The 19,161-nt window shown below is 72.3% G+C and carries 13 protein-coding genes; 8 read left to right on the forward strand and 5 right to left on the reverse strand.

The window, feature by feature from the left end:
* Positions 1–103: 103 nt before the first annotated feature.
* The 3 genes from ACZ7GX_RS41965 to ACZ7GX_RS41975 all read right to left on the reverse strand — a co-directional run bounded on the left by ACZ7GX_RS41965 (position 104) and on the right by ACZ7GX_RS41975 (position 4,731).
* Positions 104–1,489 carry a hypothetical protein gene (locus ACZ7GX_RS41965; RefSeq protein ID WP_498785783.1) on the reverse strand — a complete coding sequence of 462 codons (1,386 nt, stop codon included), beginning with the start codon at positions 1,487–1,489 and terminating at the stop codon, positions 104–106.
* A gap of 185 nt (positions 1,490–1,674) precedes the next feature.
* On the reverse strand, positions 1,675–3,555 hold the full coding sequence (locus ACZ7GX_RS41970) for a ricin-type beta-trefoil lectin domain protein (protein ID WP_498785785.1): 1,881 nt from the start codon (positions 3,553–3,555) through the stop codon (positions 1,675–1,677).
* 168 nt (positions 3,556–3,723) lie between these two features.
* Positions 3,724–4,731, reverse strand: coding sequence for a LacI family DNA-binding transcriptional regulator (locus ACZ7GX_RS41975; RefSeq protein WP_498785787.1), 1,008 nt, complete (start codon positions 4,729–4,731; stop codon positions 3,724–3,726).
* Between the two features lie 122 nt (positions 4,732–4,853).
* Here ACZ7GX_RS41975 and gnd point away from each other — a divergent pair, with 122 nt between their 5' ends.
* The 3 genes from gnd (at position 4,854) to ACZ7GX_RS41990 (ending at position 9,454) form a co-directional block, all read left to right on the forward strand.
* Positions 4,854–6,293, forward strand: coding sequence for an NADP-dependent phosphogluconate dehydrogenase (gene gnd, locus ACZ7GX_RS41980; RefSeq protein ID WP_498785789.1), 1,440 nt, complete (start codon positions 4,854–4,856; stop codon positions 6,291–6,293).
* Between the two features lie 25 nt (positions 6,294–6,318).
* Positions 6,319–6,936: a rhomboid-like protein gene (locus ACZ7GX_RS41985; RefSeq protein WP_498785792.1), complete on the forward strand. Its 618-nt coding sequence runs from the start codon at positions 6,319–6,321 to the stop codon at positions 6,934–6,936.
* Positions 6,937–7,249: 313 nt separating this feature from the next.
* Entirely contained in the window at positions 7,250–9,454 is a 2,205-nt protein-coding gene (locus tag ACZ7GX_RS41990; protein ID WP_498785795.1) for a SulP family inorganic anion transporter, read from the forward strand.
* Positions 9,455–9,777: 323 nt separating this feature from the next.
* Here the strand turns inward: ACZ7GX_RS41990 and ACZ7GX_RS41995 are convergent, their stop codons facing one another.
* On the reverse strand, positions 9,778–10,101 hold the full coding sequence (locus ACZ7GX_RS41995) for a hypothetical protein (protein ID WP_498785798.1): 324 nt from the start codon (positions 10,099–10,101) through the stop codon (positions 9,778–9,780).
* A gap of 168 nt (positions 10,102–10,269) precedes the next feature.
* On the opposite strand from ACZ7GX_RS41995, the gene ACZ7GX_RS42000 reads away from it, so the two are divergent.
* The 4 genes from ACZ7GX_RS42000 to ACZ7GX_RS42015 all read left to right on the forward strand — a co-directional run bounded on the left by ACZ7GX_RS42000 (position 10,270) and on the right by ACZ7GX_RS42015 (position 15,741).
* On the forward strand, positions 10,270–11,118 hold the full coding sequence (locus tag ACZ7GX_RS42000) for a helix-turn-helix domain-containing protein (protein ID WP_498785801.1): 849 nt from the start codon (positions 10,270–10,272) through the stop codon (positions 11,116–11,118).
* Between the two features lie 17 nt (positions 11,119–11,135).
* Positions 11,136–11,327, forward strand: coding sequence for a DUF397 domain-containing protein (locus ACZ7GX_RS42005; RefSeq protein WP_498785803.1), 192 nt, complete (start codon positions 11,136–11,138; stop codon positions 11,325–11,327).
* 185 nt (positions 11,328–11,512) lie between these two features.
* Positions 11,513–12,163, forward strand: a complete 651-nt coding sequence (locus ACZ7GX_RS42010; RefSeq protein WP_498785805.1) for a DedA family protein — start codon at positions 11,513–11,515, stop codon at positions 12,161–12,163.
* Between the two features lie 722 nt (positions 12,164–12,885).
* Complete coding sequence (locus tag ACZ7GX_RS42015) at positions 12,886–15,741, forward strand: AfsR/SARP family transcriptional regulator (RefSeq protein ID WP_498785807.1); 2,856 nt, start codon at positions 12,886–12,888, stop codon at positions 15,739–15,741.
* Between the two features lie 10 nt (positions 15,742–15,751).
* On the opposite strand, the gene ACZ7GX_RS42020 is transcribed toward ACZ7GX_RS42015, so the two are convergent.
* Positions 15,752–16,420 carry a hypothetical protein gene (locus ACZ7GX_RS42020; protein ID WP_498785809.1) on the reverse strand — a complete coding sequence of 223 codons (669 nt, stop codon included), beginning with the start codon at positions 16,418–16,420 and terminating at the stop codon, positions 15,752–15,754.
* Positions 16,421–16,695: 275 nt separating this feature from the next.
* Here ACZ7GX_RS42020 and ACZ7GX_RS42025 point away from each other — a divergent pair, with 275 nt between their 5' ends.
* Complete coding sequence (locus ACZ7GX_RS42025; RefSeq protein ID WP_498785811.1) at positions 16,696–19,023, forward strand: chitinase C-terminal domain-containing protein; 2,328 nt, start codon at positions 16,696–16,698, stop codon at positions 19,021–19,023.
* The last annotated feature ends 138 nt before the right edge of the window (positions 19,024–19,161 follow it).

Raw genomic sequence — 19,161 nt, forward strand, 5'->3', positions numbered from 1 at the left:
CCACCCCCCCCCCCCCCCCCCTCCTCTCCCCCCCCCCCCCCCCCCCCCCCCCCCCCCCCCCCCCCCCCCCCCCCCCCCCCCCCCCCCCCCCCCCCGGTACCCCTCAGGCGGCGGGCCGGTCGTCGAACAGCGGCTGCCACCGGCCGTCGAAGCCGCCGTTCGCGGCCAGGTGCCAGCCCGGCGGCAACCACACGCCCACCTCGCGGCTCGTGCTGTCGTCGATCCCGCCCGAGTGCACGAAGTACTCGTGCTGCCGCCAGTACGCTCCGTGCGACGCCAGGTCGCCGCTCACCGCGCCTCGGCTGCGGCCCGAGCTGTCCAGGCCGGTGCCCGCGAACCCGCCGAAGTCGTCGGACCCGGACGGCGTGTCCTCGTCCAGCTCCGCCGAGTACGCGCCGAAGAACCACGCCTTCGACAGGTAGCCCTCGCGGCCGTCGGTGAGGTCCGACGCGGCGTCGTCGCGGGACTGGTTGTAGAACCGCTGCACTCCCGTGCCGATGCCCAGCGCGGGCGTCTCGAACCGGACGTCCACCACGTCGGTCGCCAGCCAGTGCCGCTGCCACGCCGACTGCGACCAGTGCGTGGGCACGATGTCGGCCAGGTCCTGCAACTCGTAGGTCAGCCGCTTGACCCGCGGCCACGTCACCTTGGTGCCGTTGTCGACCCGGCTGGCCTGCGCGGAGGCGTTGGCCCAGGTCAGCGGCACCGCGCCGAACGCCGCCACCGCACCAGCGGCGCCCTCCGGCACGAACGCGTAGTGCACGTTGCGCCGGTCGTCCGCGCCGGAGATGCGCACCTCGGCGTTGCCGGCCGCCGCCATGCGACCGGAGATGACGGCCCACGTGTCGGTGACGAACCGCAGCTCGTGGGCGTGCGGCCCGGCGCTCGGCAGGTCGAAGTCGCTCTCGTCCGCCTGCCACAGCAGCAAGTGCTTGCCGGTGGGCGTCTGGAGGAAGTTCACGTCGGAGTCGTAGGACCGCCGCATGACGTGGTCCTTGTGGTGCGTCACGGTGGCGTTGCCGAACGACTCGCCCGCGCCGCCCGGCGTGCCGGTCACCCCGCGCACCACGATCTCCACGCGTTCCCAGTCGTGGATCTCGTCGCCGTCCTTGTCGGCCGCGTTGTACACGTGGTACAGCAGCACCAACGACTTGCTGCCGTTCTCGGTGAACTCCAGCAGCGCGGTGTAGAGGGTGGGCCGGATCCGCCAACGGTCGTAGCCGGCGGCGTTGGCGACGTACTGGGGGACGAGCTTCCAGCTCGCGCGGTTGGTGGCGTAGACGCCGTCCCGGTCGAAGTCGAAGTTCGCGAGCCAGTCGCGGCCCTGCTTGCCGTCGTTCTCGTCACCCCGCTTGAGGATGACCGGTGCGTAGTGGTTCAGGTAGGCCTGCCGCTGCGCGGTGGTCAGCGTCCACGAGGCCTGTGCCGCCGCCGGTGCGGTCAGGGAGGCCGCGAACACGGCCGCGACGAGCACGAGTAATCGGGTCATTCCCCCGACTCTCGCCCCGTCGCGGCCGGCTGTCAGCGGTGGCCCGCCCCGGTGGAGCGGGATCCCGCAGCGGTCGGAGACCGCGATCGGACGACAGCGGTCGGCGACACCGGCCGTGACCGTGATCGGGCGACGGCGGTTGTTCGGACGACAGCGGTCAGGCGGCAGCGGTCAGGCGGCAGCGGTCAGGCGATGGTCCACTTCTGGTTGGCCGCGCCCGTGCAGGTCCAGATCTGGAGCCTGGTGCCGTCGGCGCTGGTGTTGCCGGTGACGTCCACGCACTTGCCGGTCGCCGGGTTCACCAGGTCGCGGCCGGAGGTGTAGGTCCACTGCTGGTTCGCGCCGCCCGCGCAGCTCCACAGCTGCAACTGCGCGCCGTCGGCGGTGCCGCGGTCCTTGATGTCCAGGCACTTGCCCAGCGCGCGCAGCGTGCCGTCACCGGGCCGCGACCACTGCTGCGCCGCCGTGCCGTTGCACGTGTAGAGCTGGACGGCCGCGCCGTCCGCGCTGCTCGCGCCCGCCACGTCGACGCACTTGCCCGCCAGGCCGGTGATCGCGCCGCCGCTGCCGCCGGGGTTGCCGGAGCCCGGCGTGCCCTGCCAGGTGAACGTCGCCGAGGTGCGGGCGGGCAGGGTGTAGGTGAACGACTGGTTGCCCCAGTTCACCCGGATGGACTGGGACGACGTGCCGCCGTTGTGCGCGATCAGGGCCTTGGAGCCGTCCGGGTTGCGGTAGGCCACGTTCTGCACCGTGCCGTTGGCGGTCGAGTCGATCCGGTACGCGCCCGGCCGGACGAACTTCGTCAGGTGACCCGTCGTGTAGTACTCGACGGTGTAGTCGACCTGACCGGCGCGCGACCCGCCCTCCTGCACGGTGATCAGGCCGGTGCACGTGCCGCAGCCGCCGTTGTGCGGGCCCATGTTCTGGTTCAGCGCCAGGCTCCACTTCACCAGGCTGGAGCTGTAGTTGCGGGCGTAGTTGACGATGTCGGCCATGTCCTCGTTGTGCTGGTTCGAGATCCACGTGCCGCCGGAGTGCTCGGTGCTGAACTGCTTGACGTTCGGGTACTGGTTGCGCACCTGAGTGCCGACCGCCGGGTCGCCGAAGTAGCCGTGCCACGCGATGCCGCCGAACAGCGGGTCGTTGCGCACGCCCGCGTCGTTGAGGACGCCGGAGCCGAAGTTGGCGTAGTCGCCGTAGTTCCAGTCGTGCACCAGCACCTTGGTGTTGATGCCCGCCGCGCGGAACGCCGGGTAGAGGTTGTTCTTGGTGAACTCGACCAGGCCCGCCGGGTTCCAGCTCATGCCGGGGTAGTTCATCGCGGTCGGGTTGGACGCCTGGCAGCAGTTCGGCTCGTTCTGCACCGACACGTAGTCGACCGGGATGCCCGCGGCCTGGTAGCTCTGCACGTACTTCACGAAGTACTGCGCGTACATCGGCGCGTACTCCCACTTGAGCCAGCCCATCTGGTCCATGCGGCCGTTGTCCTTCATCCAGCCCGGCGCGCTCCACGGCACGCCCTTGACCCGCAGCTGCGGGTTGAGCTGCTTGGCCTGCTGCGTCAGCAGCCGCACGTTGGTGTCGTAGCCGTTCGCGCCCCAGTCGTCGAGGTCGCAGCACGTGTCGTCGAGCGAGACGTGGCCCGGCCGGGACAGGTCCGACGCGCCGATCGGGTTGCGCACGAACGACAGGCCGATGCCGTCGACCGGGTGGAACAGCTTGCGCATCACCGCGTCCCGGGTGGCCGCCGAGACGGGACCGCCGCGCAGCAGGTAGGCGGTGGTGTCGGTGATCGACGCTCCGCCGCCCTCGAACTGCTGGTAGGTCGTGCCCTCGTTGACGGTGATGGTGTGGGTCGCGCTGCCGCCGTTGGAACCGAAGGCGATGGAGGGCTGCTGGGCCAGGCCGCGGGTGACGACCCGGCCGCCGCTGTCGGAGGTGGTGGTCAGGTACACGTTGACCGTCTCGCCGGCGGCCGCGGCCGGCTGCGAGGCGGCGAGTGCGGCTGCGACGGTGATCACGGCTATGCCGGCGCTGACGAAAGCCCGACGGTGGGAAGAGGGCACCCCGGACTCCTTTCACGACGTTGTGGGCAGGGGTCGGCAGTCTGTAACAAACTGGAACATTTATGGAACTTGTCCGCAGGTGAAAGGAAACAATGCTGCCGAACCCGTGTCAAGGTCGTGCAATACCCACCGGTGGATACCGGTAAAGACCGTGAAGGGTGCCGGGCGTCAGCCGCGCGGCACGTGCCCGGTGGACGCCCTGACCACCAGTTCCGTGGCCAGTTCGACGTGCAGCGCCTCCAGCTCGTGCCGGTCGAGCAACCGCATCAGCAGGGTCACGGCCAGTCGGCCCATTTCCTGCAACGGCTGCCGCACGGTGGTCAGCTCCGGCCGCGTGGCACGGCTGAGGTCGAGGTCGTCGAACCCGGCGACGGACACGTCGCCCGGCACGTCGAGGCCCTGTTCGCGGGCCGCCCGCAGCGCGCCGACGGCCATCTTGTCGTTGAACGCGACCAGCGCCGTCGGCCGGTCCGCGAGGCCGAGCAGGTCGCGGGCGACCAGGAAGCCGTTCTCCTCGGTCGGCTCGTCCACGTGCCGCAGCAGCTCCGCCGACGGCAGCACGCCGACGTCGGACAACGCCGCCGCGTACCCGGCGAGCCTGCCGTCACTGGCCAGCCAGTCGCCGGGGCCGCCGATGATCCCGATCCTCCGGTGGCCCAGCTCCACCAGGTGCGCCATCAGCCGCCGCGCGCCCGAGAAGTGCGCCGCCGACACCGACGCCACGTCGCGCGGCAGCTCGGTGCGCGGGTCGACCACCACGAACGGGAACCGGCGGTCCCGCAGCCCGACCAGCTCCTCGGCCGGTTCCGGCGGCAGGATCAGGATCGCGCCGCCCACGTCCGCGCGGGCCGCCAATCCGGGCAGCACGGCTTCCCGCTGCGCCGACACGCCCGCGCTCAGCACGACCTGGCGGTGGTGCAGGGCCAACGTCTCGGCGACGCTGGAGACGATCAGCCCGAAGTAGTCGGTCAGCAGGTACGGGCAGCGCACGTAGATGGGGCCGGCCGGCTTCGCGCCCCGGGCTCGCGGCGCCTCCGCGCCCAACCCGGCCACGGCGCGCAGCACCAGCTCGCGGGTGTGCTCGGCGACGTTGGCCTGACCGTTGAGCACGCGCGACACCGTGGCGATGGAAAGCCCGGTCGCCCGCGCCACGTCCCGCACCGTCGCCCTGGCCATCCGCGCCCCCTGTTCCACTGGTGTTTCACGATGTTACAGCGCGGTCGGCCGAGTTCGGCGCCGTGGGCATTGAGGGGTGTCACACAGGTGCGCGCGGGCGCGGATTTCGGCAGGCTGTGCAGATGACCACCTCCGAGGCACCCGCGCGGATCGCCGTCACCGGGCTCGCCGTCATGGGCAGCAACCTGGCGCGCAACCTCGCCCGGCACGGCTACCGCGTCGCCGTGCACAACCGCAGCCACGCCCGCACCAAAGCGCTGATCGCCGACCACGGCCACGAGGGCGACTTCGTGCCCGCCGAGACGCTGGAGGAGCTCGTCGCGAGCCTCCAGACGCCCCGCCAGATCATCATCATGGTCAAGGCGGGCGGCCCCACCGACGCCGTCATCGACGAGCTCGTGCCCCTGCTGGAGCCCGGCGACATGGTGATCGACGGCGGCAACGCCCACTACGCCGACACCCGCCGCCGCGAGGCCGCGCTGAAGGAGGCCGGGCTGCACTTCGTCGGCACCGGCATCTCCGGCGGCGAGGAAGGCGCGCTCAACGGCCCGTCGATCATGCCCGGCGGTTCGAAGGAGTCCTACCAGCACCTCGGGCCGGTGCTGGAGGACATCGCGGCCAAGGTCGACGGCGTGCCGTGCTGCGTGCACGTCGGGCCGGACGGCGCCGGGCACTTCGTGAAGATGGTGCACAACGGCATCGAGTACGCCGACATGCAGCTCATCGCCGAGGCCTACGACCTGCTGCACCGGGTCGGCGGCCTGGCGCCCGCCGAGGTCGCCGAGGTGTTCCGCGGCTGGAACACCGGCGACCTGGAGTCCTACCTGGTCGAGATCACCGCCGAGGTGCTCGGCCACGTGGACGTCGAGACCGGCGCCGCCCTGGTGGACGTGATCGCGGACGAGGCCGAGCAGAAGGGCACCGGCCGCTGGACCGTGCAGGAGGCGCTGGAGCTCGGCGTGCCGGTGACCGGCATCGCGGAGGCGGTGTTCGCCCGGTCGCTGTCGGGGCGGGCGGGTCAGCGGCAGGCGGTGCGGTCGGCGTTCGGGCCCGCCGAGGTCGCGGGCGACGCGGACGGCTCGCTGGTCGAGGACGTGCGGCAGGCGCTGTACGCCTCGAAGGTCGTGGCGTACGCGCAGGGCTTCGACCAGATGCGGGCGGCGAGCGCCGAGTACGGCTGGGACCTCGACCTGGGCGCGATGGCCACGATCTGGCGCGGCGGCTGCATCATCCGGGCCCGGTTCCTCGACCGCATCCGCGAGGCCTACGACAAGGCGCCGGAGCTGGCGTCCCTGCTCGTGGACGACTACTTCCGCGACGCCGTGAAGTCGGCCGAGGCGGCGTGGCGGCGCGTCGTGGTGAAGGCGGTGACCGCGGGCGTGCCCGCGCCCGGCTTCGTCTCCGCGCTGGCGTACTACGACGGGTTGCGGTCCGAGCGGCTGCCCGCGTCGCTGATCCAGGGGCTGCGCGACTTCTTCGGCGCGCACACCTACCGCCGCACCGACCGCGAGGGCAGCTTCCACACCCTCTGGTCGGGTGACAGGTCTCAAGTGGACGCCTGAGACCACCGGCGGAGATCATGGCCGGGTGCGTGAACGCTTCCGCCGCCACCCCGTCACGGCCGGCTACCTGTCGGCCGTGGCGGTGCTCGCGCTGCTGACGCGGTTCGTCTTCGCCGACGGGATGTCGGCCCAGGTGCGTGAATCGCTGAGCACGAACGCGACGAACCTCGACGACCACCCGGTCAACGCGTTGCTGGGCAGCGCGTTCGTGCTCGACCCCGCGGGCGACGGCCTGGTGGCCACCGGTCTGGCCCTGGTCGCCGTGGCGGTCTGCCTCGGCGTGCTGGAGCGCGAGGCGGGGCCGTGGCGCGCGGTGGCGGTGGTCCTCATAGGACACGTCGGCGCGACGCTCGTGACGGCGTTCGTCATCTCTTCGGGTGTCTACCCGACCGATCTCACCGACGTGGTCGACGTCGGTCCCGGTTACGTGGCGTGCGCCGCGGCCGGAGGCATCACCGTGTTGGGGCCGGTGGTGCTGCGCGTGCCGTGGCTGGCGCTGCTCCTCGCGTACCCGTTGGCGGGCGCGGAGTGGTTCGGCGCCGTGCCCGAGTTCACCGCCGTGGGCCAGGTCGCGGCCGTCCTCATCGGACTGTGCGGCGGCACGGTCGCGGTCGGCCGCGCCTACGCCGCCGTCGGCCGGTAGGTCCGTCACCAGGCGTGACGCCCGCTCGTGATCAACACGACCGGGTGGATCCGCTGTCAGACCGCCCACTTCCTCAGTCATCATGGTGTGGACGCGACCTGTGCGACGCGGGCTGTGCCGACACGTTCCCCTGTGCCGACACGGAGGTGCCACCGTGGCGAACCCTCACCACCGCGCCGGGGCCGAGTTCCGACTCGACGCCTTCTGGCCGCGCCTGCTGCCGCCCTTAGCACGGCGCTAGACCCCCTCTGCGATCGACGACACCCCGCGCGCCGCGTGGGGCGAGGACCCCTTGCGCTCGAAAGGACCGGACATGAACCGACCGCGCCCCAACAAGTCCCACGCGGGCGAGCACACCACGGCAGGCCCTCCGGGCGGTGTCGCCGCCGTGCTGCGCCACGACCTGCCCGCCTCGCTGGTGGTGTTCCTGATCTCCGTGCCGCTGTCGCTCGGCGTCGCCGCCGCGACCGGCGCGCCGCTGATGGCCGGGCTGATCTCCGCCGTCGTCGGCGGCATCGTGGCCGGCGCGCTGTCCGGCACGCCGGTGCAGGTCAGCGGACCCGCGACCGGCTCGGTGGTGATCATCGCGGGCGTCATCGCCGAGTACGGCTGGGCCGCGACCGCCGCCATCACGCTCGCCGCCGGCGCGGTGCAGGTCGCGTTCGGCCTCGGCCGGCTCGGCCGGGTCGCGCTGTCCCTGTCGCCCGCGGTGGTGCACGGCATGCTGGCCGGCATCGGCCTGAGCATCGCGCTGGGGCAGCTGTCCGTCGTGCTCGGCGGCTCGGCGGCCACGTCCGTGTTCGACAACCTGGCCAAGGTGTTCACCACCGACGTGGGGTGGTCGGCCCTGCTGGTCGGCGCGCTCGCCGTGCTGGCGCTGCTGCTGTGGCCGCGCGTGCCGCGTGCCGGGTTCGTGCCCGCGCCGCTGGTGGCGGTGCTGGCCGCGACGCTGGCCACGGTCGGGCTCGACGTGGCGAGGGTCGACCTGCCCGGCGACCCGTTCGGCCAGGTCGTGCTGCCGCAGATGCCGTCCGGCAGCTTCGGCGCGGTCGCGTTCGCCGTGCTGACCGTGGCCGTGGTGGCCAGCGTCGAGTCGCTGCTGTCCGCCGTGGCCGTCGACAAGCTGCACGACGGCCCGCGCGCGGACCTCGACCGGGAGCTGATCGCGCAGGGCGCGGCCAACGTGGTGGCCGGTGCGCTGGGCGGGCTGCCCATCGCCGGTGGGATCGCGCGCAGCTCGACCAACGTGGTCGCCGGCGCGCGCACCCGCGCGTCGACCGTGCTGCACGGCTTGTGGATCGCGGTGTTCGTGCTCGCGCTCGGCTGGGTGCTCGAGCTGATCCCGTTGGCGGCGTTGGCGGGTGTGCTGTTCGTGGTGGGCGTGCGGCTGGTGAGCGTGCGCCGGATGCGGGCGTTGTGGCGGCACGGCGAGTTCTCCGCGTACGCGGTCACGTTGGTGGGCGTGCTCGTGCTCGGGCTGGTGGAAGGCGTGCTGCTGGGGGTCGCGGCGGCGGTGCTGCGGTCGTTGTACCGGCTGACCCGCTCGTCGGTGCGGATCGAGGAGGAGCCGGACGCCTGGCGGGTGACGATCCGCGGCTCGCTGGTGTTCCTGGGCGCCGGGCGGCTGGTGCGCGGGCTGCGCGCCATCCCGCTGGGGCAGCGCGTGGTGCTGGAGCTGCACATCGACTTCCTCGACCACGGCGCGTACGAGGCGATCGACGACTGGCGCGTCGGCTACGAGCGGCTGGGCGGCCACGTCGAGGTGGACGAGGTGCACGACACGTGGTTCAGCAAGGCCAGGAAGGGCATCCCCGCGCTGCGCAAGACACCGCTGTCGCCGTTGCCGAGGTGGTTCGCGCCGTGGTCGCACTGGCAGCGCCACCGGCACGTCACCCTGCCCCGGCCGCGCGCCGACGTCGACCCGATGATCCGCGGCATGCGCGAGTTCGAGCGCACCACCGCGCCGTTGGTCCGCCCGTTCCTGGCGGAGCTGGCCGCGCGAGGCCAACGCCCGCGGCAGCTGTTCATCACGTGCGCCGACTCCCGCGTGGTGCCCAACCTGATCACCACGAGCGGGCCGGGCGACCTGTTCTGCGTGCGCAACATCGGCAACCTGGTGCCGCTGGACGGCGACGACTCCGTGGGCGCGGCGATCGAGTACGCGGTGGAGGTGCTGGCGGTCGAGACGATCGCGGTGTGCGGGCACTCGGACTGCGGCGCGATGAAGGCGGTGGTGCAGGGCTCGACGCGGCCGGGCACGCAGCTGCACGCGTGGCTGAAGGCGGTCGAGCCGAGCCTGATCCGGTTCCACGCCACCGAGTCCGACCTGCCGGTGGTGGAACGGCTGTCGGTGGCGAACGTGGCGCAACAACTGGACAACCTCATGGCCTACCCGAGCGTGCGCGAGGCGGTGGCCACCCGATCACTGCGCCTGGTCGGCATGTACTTCGACATCTCCGCCGCCCGCGTCTACCTGATCGACCCCGACCGCGACGGCCTCCAACCGGTCTACGCCTAACCCCCACGCCACCCCCTCCCCACCCCCTCCCCACCGCCCCCACCACCCACTGCCCCAACGCCACGCACTCCACCCTTGCCACCGCCCCCACCTCACCTGACGGTCACACCGACCCGCGACCTCGCCCGCCGCCTGCGGAGCAGCGGCAATCCAACACAGGGTGGTCGGCCCCCTCACCGGACCGACCACCCCGTGCCGAGCCTCGTCGGCGGACCGGCCTCGGTCGGGGGTGCGTGGCCGGTCCGTCGGCGGGCTCGGATCAGGTCGGGCGGCGCTGGTGGGGCTCGATCTGCGGGGAAGGCGCGTCGCCCGACCGAGCTGGGCTAGCCGACGCTGCGCAGGTGCTTGCGGTGGTTGCCGGACGGCTCGTCGCCGCCCACGGTCAGCGCCAGCTGCGCGCCGAGGTACGCCCGGCAGGGCGAGGGCAGGCGGCGGCGGAAGCGGCGGGTCCGGCAGGTCGGGCAGCGGCCGTGCTCGTCGGGCGTGTGCTCGTCGAGCAGCCCTTTGATCGCGGTCACCACCCTGGGCAGTTCGCAGCGGGCCAGTTCGACCGCCGTCTCGTCGTCGCCGGTCGACGCGAGGCGGACCAGCGTGGCCAGGTGTTCTCGGAGGGACCGGTCGAGCTGGCTGAAGACGGTGGTGGACACCTTCAGCGCTCCTTCCCTGGGGGCGGTGTGCTGCACGCAGCCTGTTACCGCGTCCGGCCCTCTGCAAGTTGCAGTACACGAATGGATGACGTCACTTTGCTCCGTTCGCGGCCGCGCACAGACTGGACCGCGGCCCCCGGGTCGGGGCCGTCGACGAAAGGTGTCCGGATGCCACGGGGCAGCAGCCCGACGCTGCGCAAGCGACGGCTGGTCAGCGAGCTGCGGAGGCTGCGCGAGGCGGCCGACCTCACCATCGAGGACGTCGCCGAGCGGCTGGAGTGCTCGGCGTCCAAGATCAGCCGCATCGAGACCGGACGCGTCGGCGTCACCCCGCGCGACGTCCGCGACATGCTCTCGGCCTACGGCGCCGACCGGGCCACGTCGGAAGAGCTCGTGCAGCTGGCCCGTGACGCGCGGCGCCGGGCGTGGTGGGACGAGTTCGGCGACATCGCGCCCGGCCGGTACGTCGGGTTCGAGGCCGACGCCGAGTGGGTGCGCACCTACCAGGGCCTCATGGTGCCCGGCCTGCTCCAGACCGAGGCGTACACCAGGGCGTTGATCCGGGCCGTGCTGCCGGACGCCGCGCCGGCCGAGGTGGACCGCCGGGTGGAGCTGCGCAAGGCGCGCCAGGCGCTGCTGCTGGAGGACGACCCGCTGTGCCTGCACGTGGTCGTGGACGAGGCAGCCTTGCGGAGGTTGGTAGGCGGCCCGGAGGTGATGGCCGAGCAGCTGGCGCGACTCAACGAGGTCGGAGAACTGTCGAACATCACTCTCCAGGTGGCCTCTTTCGAGGCGGGCGGTCACGCTGCGATGGACGGTCCGTTCGTCATCCTGTCGTTTCCCGAGCAGTCGGATCCGGCCGTGGTATACATCGAAAGCCCGAGGGGCGACTTCTATTGGGAACAGCCCTCGGACGTCGCCCGGTATTCCGACATGTTCGCACGGCTCAGCGCCGAATCGCTCGACCCGGCCGCCTCGTCCGCGCTGATCGGGCGGGTGGCGCGCGAGCTCGCCTGAATCCGAGGTGAACTGCCATGCAACGCCAGTGGCGCAAGAGCACGTGGTCGTCCGCGGGTGGTCCGGAGTGCGTGGAAATCGCGCTCGGCCAGAACGGCGCCGGTCTGCGTGATTCGAAGAACCGGACCGGTGGCGAGTTGGGCTTCGGATTCGCGCAGTGGTCCCGATTCGTGGTCGGCGCGAAGGGCGGCGCATTCGACAGCCGGTGACCCACCGGCCCGTTCACCTCGGGGACGTGCCTTAAGGCGCGTCCCCGACTTTCGGCCACCCACCCGTACGACCTTGGTCTGGCGGTCGGTCAGACCCCGGTCCGATGCGCCCGCCGGCGTCGTTGCGGTGGACTCCCCTTAGCCTGCACGCCGAGTGCTCGTCATGATCCACAGGGGGATGAACCATGGCCTTGCTGACCGACGCCCTGGAAGGGCTCGCCGGTCTGCCGCAGCCCGCCGTGCTCGCGGTGACGGGCGCGTTGACGTTGGCGGAGTGCACGTTGGGCGTCGGCTTCATCGCGCCGGGCGAGAGCGCGCTGCTGCTGGCCGCCACGACGGTCACCAGCGTGCCCCGGTTCCTGGTCATGTGGCTGGTCGTGTCGGTGTGCGCGGTGGCCGGTGACAGCATCGGCTACTTCCTCGGCCGCCGGTACGGCGACCGGTTGCGGGACAGCAAGGTGGTGCGCAAGCTCGGCCAGGAGCACTGGGACAAGGCCGGCGCGCTGCTGCGCAGGCGTGGCGCGTGGGCGGTGTTCTTCGCCCGCTTCATGCCGGTGGTGCGGACCCTGGTGCCCGCGTCGGCGGGCGCGTCGAAGCTGGAGTACCGCCGCTTCCTGCCCGCGTCGATCGCCGGCGCGGTGAGCTGGTCGGCGCTGCACATCGGCATCGGCTCGGCCGCGGGCGCGTCGGCGAAGTACATCGAGTCGGTGTTCAACGGGGCGATGTGGGGCCTGATGGGCCTCGCCGCCGTGGTCGGTGTCGTGGTGTTCCTGCGCAAGCGGCGCAAGGCGGCCAACGCCGGCAGCGAGCCGCGCGAGCTGGAAGAGGTCGCCTGAGCCTGTCCTCACCGCGCTGGTGACCGGGCGGCGCGACCGTCGGCCCGGCGCGAGCCTTCGGGCAGGTGCTCGGGCACCGCGGCGAGGAGGGCCTGGATCGTCCGGTGGCCGAAACCGCAGCACCATGGCCGTCTTGCCCGCCCCCGTCTCGCCCGGCACCACCATCCGGCCGAGCGCCAAGGACCGGTAGTAGGCGGCGACTCCCCGAGCGGCCCGGCCGCCGCGCCGCCGACCAGCGCGCTGCCGACCACCCACCGCGCGCGACCCGAACCGGCCATCACCCGATCTTCCTCAACTCGAGGACCGCGGCGCCCGCAGAACTGCGGTGGCGCCGCCGGTCGAGGTCACGGGAGGCCGCGCAACGCCGAAGGGGCCGTGCCCGGGGGTTCGGTCCCGGACACGGCCCCTTCGACTGGGGGGAGGGCAATGGAGATGGGCCATCCCCTACCGGATGACCCGTCTCCAGTGGAGAAGGGGACGAGGGCGGGCCGGCGTTCCGCCGCCGCGGGCTGGATGCCCCTTGCACGCCGGCCTGCCCTCGTCGTTCAGGGAGAGCAGCGGATGTTCCGCTGTCTGGTCCAACCTCGCTCACCGGGGTTCGCCCTGTGTGGTTGATCGGACACGCTTAGCGTAAGAATGCGGCTACAGGACGACTGGAGCCGGACTGAAGTGATCTCCTAGGCTCGGTCGGGGTTCTCAACGTTTCGGCGAAGGATCGGTCGGTGGCAGACGGCGGCGGCGAGCGCTTGCGGTTCGAGGTGCTCGGCCTGCTCCGGGCGGTGCGCGGTGGCGGGGAGGTCGACCTCGGCGCCGCCAAGCAGCGTGCCGTGCTGGCGGTGCTGCTGCTGGCCCGCAACGCGCCGGTCAGCCGCGACCAGATCATCGAGGCCGTCTGGGGCGACAACACGCCGACCAGCGCGGTCAACCTCGTGCAGACCTACGTGGCCGGGCTGCGCCGCGCGCTGGAGCCCAGCCGCGCCCGCCGCGCCCCGGCCGAGCTGCTGACCTCGGTCGGCGACGGCTACCTGCTCCGGGTGGACCCCCAGCAGGTCGACCTGGACGAGTTCGAGCGCGGCGTGGTGTCGGCGGCCCGGCTGCGCGCCTCCGGCGACCTGATCGCGGCGGCCACCGCCCTGGACGAGGCGCTCGGCCTGTGGCGCGGCGAGCCGCTCGGCGGTGTCGCGGGCCTGTTCGCCGAGGTCGAGCGCGGTCGGCTGGTCGAACGCCGGCTCGCGGTGCTGGAGGAGCGGGCCGAGCTGCTGCTGCTGATCGGCCGCGGCGCGGAGCTGGTGCCGTCCCTGACCACGCTGGTCGGCGAGCACCCCCTCCGGGAACGAGGGCACGGCCTGCTGATGCGCGCGCTGTGCCAGGCGGGGCGGCAGGCCGAGGCGCTGGCCGTCTACCGCGAGGCGCGCCGGGTGCTGGTCGAGGAGCTCGGCGTCGAGCCGGGCCCGGAGCTGCGCAAGCTCCAGCAGGCCGTGCTGGCGGGGGAGAACCCCGAGCCCGAGCGCCCGACCAGGCCGATGGACGTGCGCCCGGTCGCCGAGTCCTCGCCCGCCATCACGCCCGCGCAGCTGCCGCGCGTCTCGGCGTCGCTGATCGGCCGCGACGACGAGCTCAAGCGCCTGGACGGCCTGCTGGCCTCCTACCCGGAGGGCGGGCTGGTCCTCGTCGTCACGGGCCCCGCCGGCGTGGGCAAGACCGCGCTCGCCCTGCACTGGGCGCAACGCGTGCGCGAGGACTTCCCGGACGGCCAGCTGTACGTCGACCTGCACGGCTACGACCCGAACCAGGAGCCGCTGGGCGCGGGCGAGGTGCTGAGCCGGTTCCTGCGCACGCTGGGCGTGCCGTCGGCGGACATCCCGGTCACCGTCGAGGAGCGGTCGGCGCTGTTCCGCACGCTCATCGCGGACCGGCGCATGGTGGTGATGCTGGACAACGCGCGCGGCTCGACCGAACTGCTGCCGCTGCTGCCCGGACCGCCGTCGTGCGTGCTGGTCACGTCCCGCCGGCGGTTGGTCGGGCTGGTCGCGCACGCCGAGGCCCGGCTGGTCGAGCTGGACATGCTGGACCCGGACGCGTCGGTGGCCGTGGTCAGCCGGGTCGCCGGCCGGGACGGCACGGAGGCCGCCGCGCTGCGCCGGTTGGCCGTGCTGTGCGACGGGCTGCCGCTGGCGCTGCGGATCGCGGCGGCCCGCCTCGCCGTCGCGCCGACGTTGCGCGTGGCCGAGCTGGTCGCCGAGCTGGACGACGAGCACGGCCGGCTGGCGGCCCTCGGCCTGGAGGACGAGGACTCCACGGTGCGCGCGGCGCTGGACGCGTCACGCCGGGCGCTGTCGCCGCTGCCCGCGCGGCTGCTGGCGCTGCTCGGCCTGCACCCCGGCCCGGACGTCACGGCGTTCGTGGTGGCCGCCATGGCGCAGGTGCGGGTCGGCGACGCGCAGCGCGCGCTGGACGCGTTGACGGCGGCCAACCTGCTGTCGGTCAACGAGCCCGGCCGGTACGGGGCGCACGACCTGGTGCGCGTCTACATGCGGACGCTGGCCGCCGAACTGCCCGCGCCCGTGCGGCACGAGGCGACCAGCCGGATGCTCGACTTCTACCTGCACTGCGCGGACCTGGCCGACGGCCGGCTGCCGGTGACGCGCGGCAGCAGCGTGCGGGTCGCGCCCGAGCACGTGCCGCTGGAGGTGCCGAAGCTGCACGGCTCCGCCGAGGCGAGCGCCTGGCTGGACGCCGAGCAGGGCAACATCATCGCCGCCGCCGAGCTGGCCGCCGCCCCGGGCTCGGACCCGGGCTGGCTGGTGCACGCCTGGCAGCTGCCGTACACGCTGTCGCGGTTCCTCTGGCTGCGCGCGGACCGGACGACGTGGCTGCGCACCACGGAGGCCGCGCTGGAGGCGGCCACCACCCTCGGTGACCCCGAGGCGAAGTTCGTGATGCTGTTCAACCTGGGCATCGCGCTGGCCCAGTTCCAGCGGATGGACGAGTCCCTGGCCCGGCATCGCGAGGCGTTGGAGGTGGCGCGGGCGTCCGGCGACGTGAACGCGCAGGCCAGAGCCCTGACGGCGGTCGCGGACATGCTCGCGTTCCTGGGCCGGGTCGACGAGTCGGAGACCTCCTACCGGGAGGCGCTGGAGGTCAGCCGGGCGGCCGGCTCGCGGTGGGCCGAGGCGAACGCCCACCACAACCTCGGGCTGCTGCACCTGGCGTCCCGCCGCTACGACGAGGCCAAGACGTGGCTGCGGGCGGCGGTGACGATGTACCGCGAGGTCGGCGAGCAGTGCGGTGAGTCGACCTGCCACACCGACCTCGCGATGGTGCTGCTGGAGTCGGGCGAGGGCGGTGAGGCCGTCACGTCGGCGCGCACGGCGCTGTCGGTGGCCTCCGCCGCGGCCAGCCCGTACCACCAGGCGATGGCGCACGACCGGCTGGCCACGGTGTTCGACCGCCAGGGCCTGCCCGGCGCGGTGGCGCACTGGCAGCGGGCGCTGGCGCTGTTCACCGAGCTCGGCACCCCGGAGTCCGACCAGGTCCGGGAACGCCTGGCGCGCGCCCGGGCCACCACGACCGTCTGACCGCTGCCGCTCAGACCGGCTCGGCCAGGTCCGCTTCCGCTTCCGCGCGACGGGGCAGCGGTGGCCGTGGTCGGCTCGGGTGGTTCGCGATCAGCACCGGGGCGGGTGGGGCGCCGTCCTGGGCGACGGGCTCGGGGAGCGGCTGGTGCTCGTACCAGGTGTAGCCGAGGAGGCCGAGGGCGCTCCAGGTGGCCGGGCTGGACGCGTAGAGGGCCAAGCCACTGCCGAAGCCGAACTTGGTGAAGCCGTTGGCGACGGGTGGTCCGTCCGGCCCGATGCCGAAGACCAGCGGGAGCGGGTAGAACTTCCGCGAGCCGTAGAAGCCGAGGACGTCGACGAACTTCTGGACGTCCTGGGTGCAGCCGGTCGCCAGGGCGTTGAGGTCCGGGTTGCACTTCCACTCGGTCAGGATGAGCGGCGTGGCGGGCGTGACCGAGTTGGCGTTGAACGCGAGGTCCACCCGCACCTGCGTCCCCCCTGTCCGCTGCGCGGGGAACTCACGCCGGTAGTCGAAGTCCCCGTAGCGGTACTTCAGGTAGCGCAGGAAGTTCACGAGCGCCCAGTTCTCGTAACCGCCGCCGCCGACGAGGTTGTTGGCGGCGGCGAAGTCCGGGTACTGGTAGTCGAACACGTCCTTCATGCAGGTGTCGAGGGCGTCCGGCGTGAGCGGGAAGGGCATCGGTGTCCTCCGACGGTGACGGCGGGCGAGGTGCGCACCGCGCTTGATCGGGCGATGGCCACCGTCCCACGCGAATCCGGTCCGGAGGCGGAACGTCCCACTTCCGAGAGGGTGTCACCCGGCGAGAGCGGGATCCGGGGTGCGCGGACCTCACGGTGGGTGGTCGTCCGACGGTTCCGGTTGGTGGTCTGGACCTATTGACAGAGAGGTCTAGACCTATTTACGGTTCGGTGGCTGCGTCGTGGCCGCCGCCTCGTGCAGGAGGTGTGCCGGTCGTGCCCAAGAGAACCAGGTTGTCGCCGCTCGTGGCGTTGTTCGCCGCGGTGGCCGGACTCGTCGTCGCCGTCGTGTCCCCGACACCGCCCAGCGCCGCCGCCGCGGGGGAGGAGTGCCGTCCCGACGGCCTCTACCAGACCCCCGGCGTCGCCGTGCCCTACTGCTCCGTCTACGACACCGAGGGCCGGGAGTCGTTGGGTGCCGCCCACTCCCGCCGCGTCATCGGCTACTTCACCAGTTGGCGCACGGGCCGCAACGGCACGCCCGCCTACCTGGCGTCCGACATCCCGTGGACCAAGGTCACGCACCTCAACTACGCGTTCGCGCACGTCGACGCGCAGAACCGGGTCTCCGTCGGCCCCGACGGCCCGGACAACGCCTCCACCGGCATGACCTGGCCGGGCGTCGAGCTCGACCCGTCGCTGCCGTACAAGGGTCACTTCAACCTGCTCAACAAGTACAAGAAGCAGCACCCGAACGTGAAGACGCTGATCTCGGTCGGCGGCTGGGCGGAGACCGGCGGCTTCCTCAACCCCGACGGCACGCGCAACGCCTCCGGCGGGTTCTACAAGCTCGGCGCCCAGCCTCAGTCCACTGTGGACGCGTTCGCCGACTCGGCCGTCGACTTCATCCGCAAGTACGGGTTCAACGGCGTCGACATCGACTACGAGTACGCCACGTCGAACAACCACGCGGGCAACCCGGACGACTTCTGGATCTCCAACGCCAACCGCGGCACGCTGTGGGCGGGCTACGAGAAGATCATGAAGACGCTGCGGGAGAAGCTGGACCGCGCCTCGGCGCAGGACGGCAGGCACTACCTGCTCACCGCCGCCGTGCCCGCGTCCGGCTGGCTGCTGCGCGGGCAGGAGGCCTACCAGGTCACCCGCTACCTCGACTACCTGAACGTGATGAGCTACGACCTGCACGGGTCGTGGAACCACTTCGTCGGCCCGAACGCCGCGCTTTACGACGACGGCAAGGACGGCGAGCTGGCCGCCGGCGGCGTCTACACCGCGCCGCAGTACGAGGGCATGGGCTACCTGAACACCGACTGGGCCTACCACTACTACCGCGGCGCGATGCAGGCCGGCCGGATCAACATCGGCGTCCCGTTCTACAGCCGCGGCTGGCAGGGCGTCACCGGCGGCACGAACGGGCTGTGGGGCCGCGCCGCGCTGCCGGACCAGGCGAAGTGCCCGCCCGGCACGGGTTCGAGCGTCGGCTCGACCACCCCGTGCGGCAACGGCGCGGTCGGCATCGACAACCTGTGGCACGACTCCACGGCGGGCGGCGCGGAGGTGCCGTCGGGCGTGAACCCCATGTGGCACGCCAAGAACCTGGAGAACGAGATCACGCCGGACTACCTGGCGCAGCACGGCCTGGACCCGGCCAACGACCCGACCGACCGGGTCTCCGGCTCCTACACCAGGTTCTACGACAGCACGCTCACCTCGCCGTGGCTGTGGAACGCGGACAAGAAGGTCTTCCTGTCCACTGAGGACGAGCAGTCCATCGCGGCCAAGGCGAAGTACGTGGCGGACAAGGGCATCGGCGGCATCATGATCTGGGAGCTGGCGGGCGACTACCGCTTCGACAGCGCCAAGGGCCAGTACACGGTCGGCGACACCCTGCTCACCAAGATCAACGAAGGGTTGCGCGGCGCGGCGCCGTACGGGGCGCGCAAGGCCGCCGGCACCATGCCGAACCAGGTGCTGGACGTGAGCGCCACCGTCTCCGGGTTCGCGCTCGGCGACAGCAACTACCCGATCACGCCCAAGCTGAAGCTGACCAACCGCTCGACCACCACCCTGCCGGGCGGCACGAAGATCGAGTTCGACTACGGCACCAGCGCGCCGGGCAGCATGGCCGACCAGTCCGGCTTCGGGCTGCGGGTCACCGCCAAGGGGCACTCCGGCAGCAACGTCGGCGGCCTGAGGGGCGACTTCCAGCACGTCGAGCTGACGCTGCCCACCTGGCAGTCGCTCGCGCCCGGCGCGTCGGTGGACGTGGCGCTGAGCTACCAGCTGCCGATCGCGTCGCCGTCGAACGTCAAGCTCACGTTCGGCGGCCGGTCCTACGCCATCGCCTCCGACCACCCGCGTGGCGGCGGCGGCACGGACCCGACCAGCAGCACGACCACCACCACCACCACGACCGACCAGCCCAGCTGCACCGTGCCCGCGTGGGACCGCGCCAAGGTCTACAACGGCGGCAACGAGGTCTCCCACCGGGGCAAGCGCTGGCAGGCCAAGTGGTGGACGCAGGGCGAGGAGCCGGGCACGACCGGCGAGTGGGGCGTCTGGCGCGACCAAGGCGCCTGCTGAGGGGCGTCCGACCTGCCCTGACGTGCCGCTGAGGCATCCCTTACCCGCCGTCTGCCACCCCTTACGGCGGCGGGTAAGGGGACCAGCGCCGCAACCCACGTGAACGCCCGATGCCCGCACCCCCGCCTCAGGACGACT

The sequence above is a fragment of the Actinosynnema sp. NPDC037264 genome (assembly GCF_055603705.1).

What these genes read in the sequence shown, in the direction of transcription:
- ACZ7GX_RS41965 (WP_498785783.1), bottom strand. Translation starts at nt 1,489, where the DNA reads ATGACCCGATTACTCGTGCTCGTCGCGGCCGTGTTCGCGGCCTCCCTG.
- ACZ7GX_RS41975 (WP_498785787.1), bottom strand. Translation starts at nt 4,731, where the DNA reads ATGGCCAGGGCGACGGTGCGGGACGTGGCGCGGGCGACCGGGCTTTCC.
- gnd (WP_498785789.1), top strand. Translation starts at nt 4,854, where the DNA reads ATGACCACCTCCGAGGCACCCGCGCGGATCGCCGTCACCGGGCTCGCC.
- ACZ7GX_RS41990 (WP_498785795.1), top strand. Translation starts at nt 7,250, where the DNA reads ATGAACCGACCGCGCCCCAACAAGTCCCACGCGGGCGAGCACACCACG.
- ACZ7GX_RS42000 (WP_498785801.1), top strand. Translation starts at nt 10,270, where the DNA reads ATGCCACGGGGCAGCAGCCCGACGCTGCGCAAGCGACGGCTGGTCAGC.
- ACZ7GX_RS42005 (WP_498785803.1), top strand. Translation starts at nt 11,136, where the DNA reads ATGCAACGCCAGTGGCGCAAGAGCACGTGGTCGTCCGCGGGTGGTCCG.
- ACZ7GX_RS42010 (WP_498785805.1), top strand. Translation starts at nt 11,513, where the DNA reads ATGGCCTTGCTGACCGACGCCCTGGAAGGGCTCGCCGGTCTGCCGCAG.
- ACZ7GX_RS42020 (WP_498785809.1), bottom strand. Translation starts at nt 16,420, where the DNA reads ATGCCCTTCCCGCTCACGCCGGACGCCCTCGACACCTGCATGAAGGAC.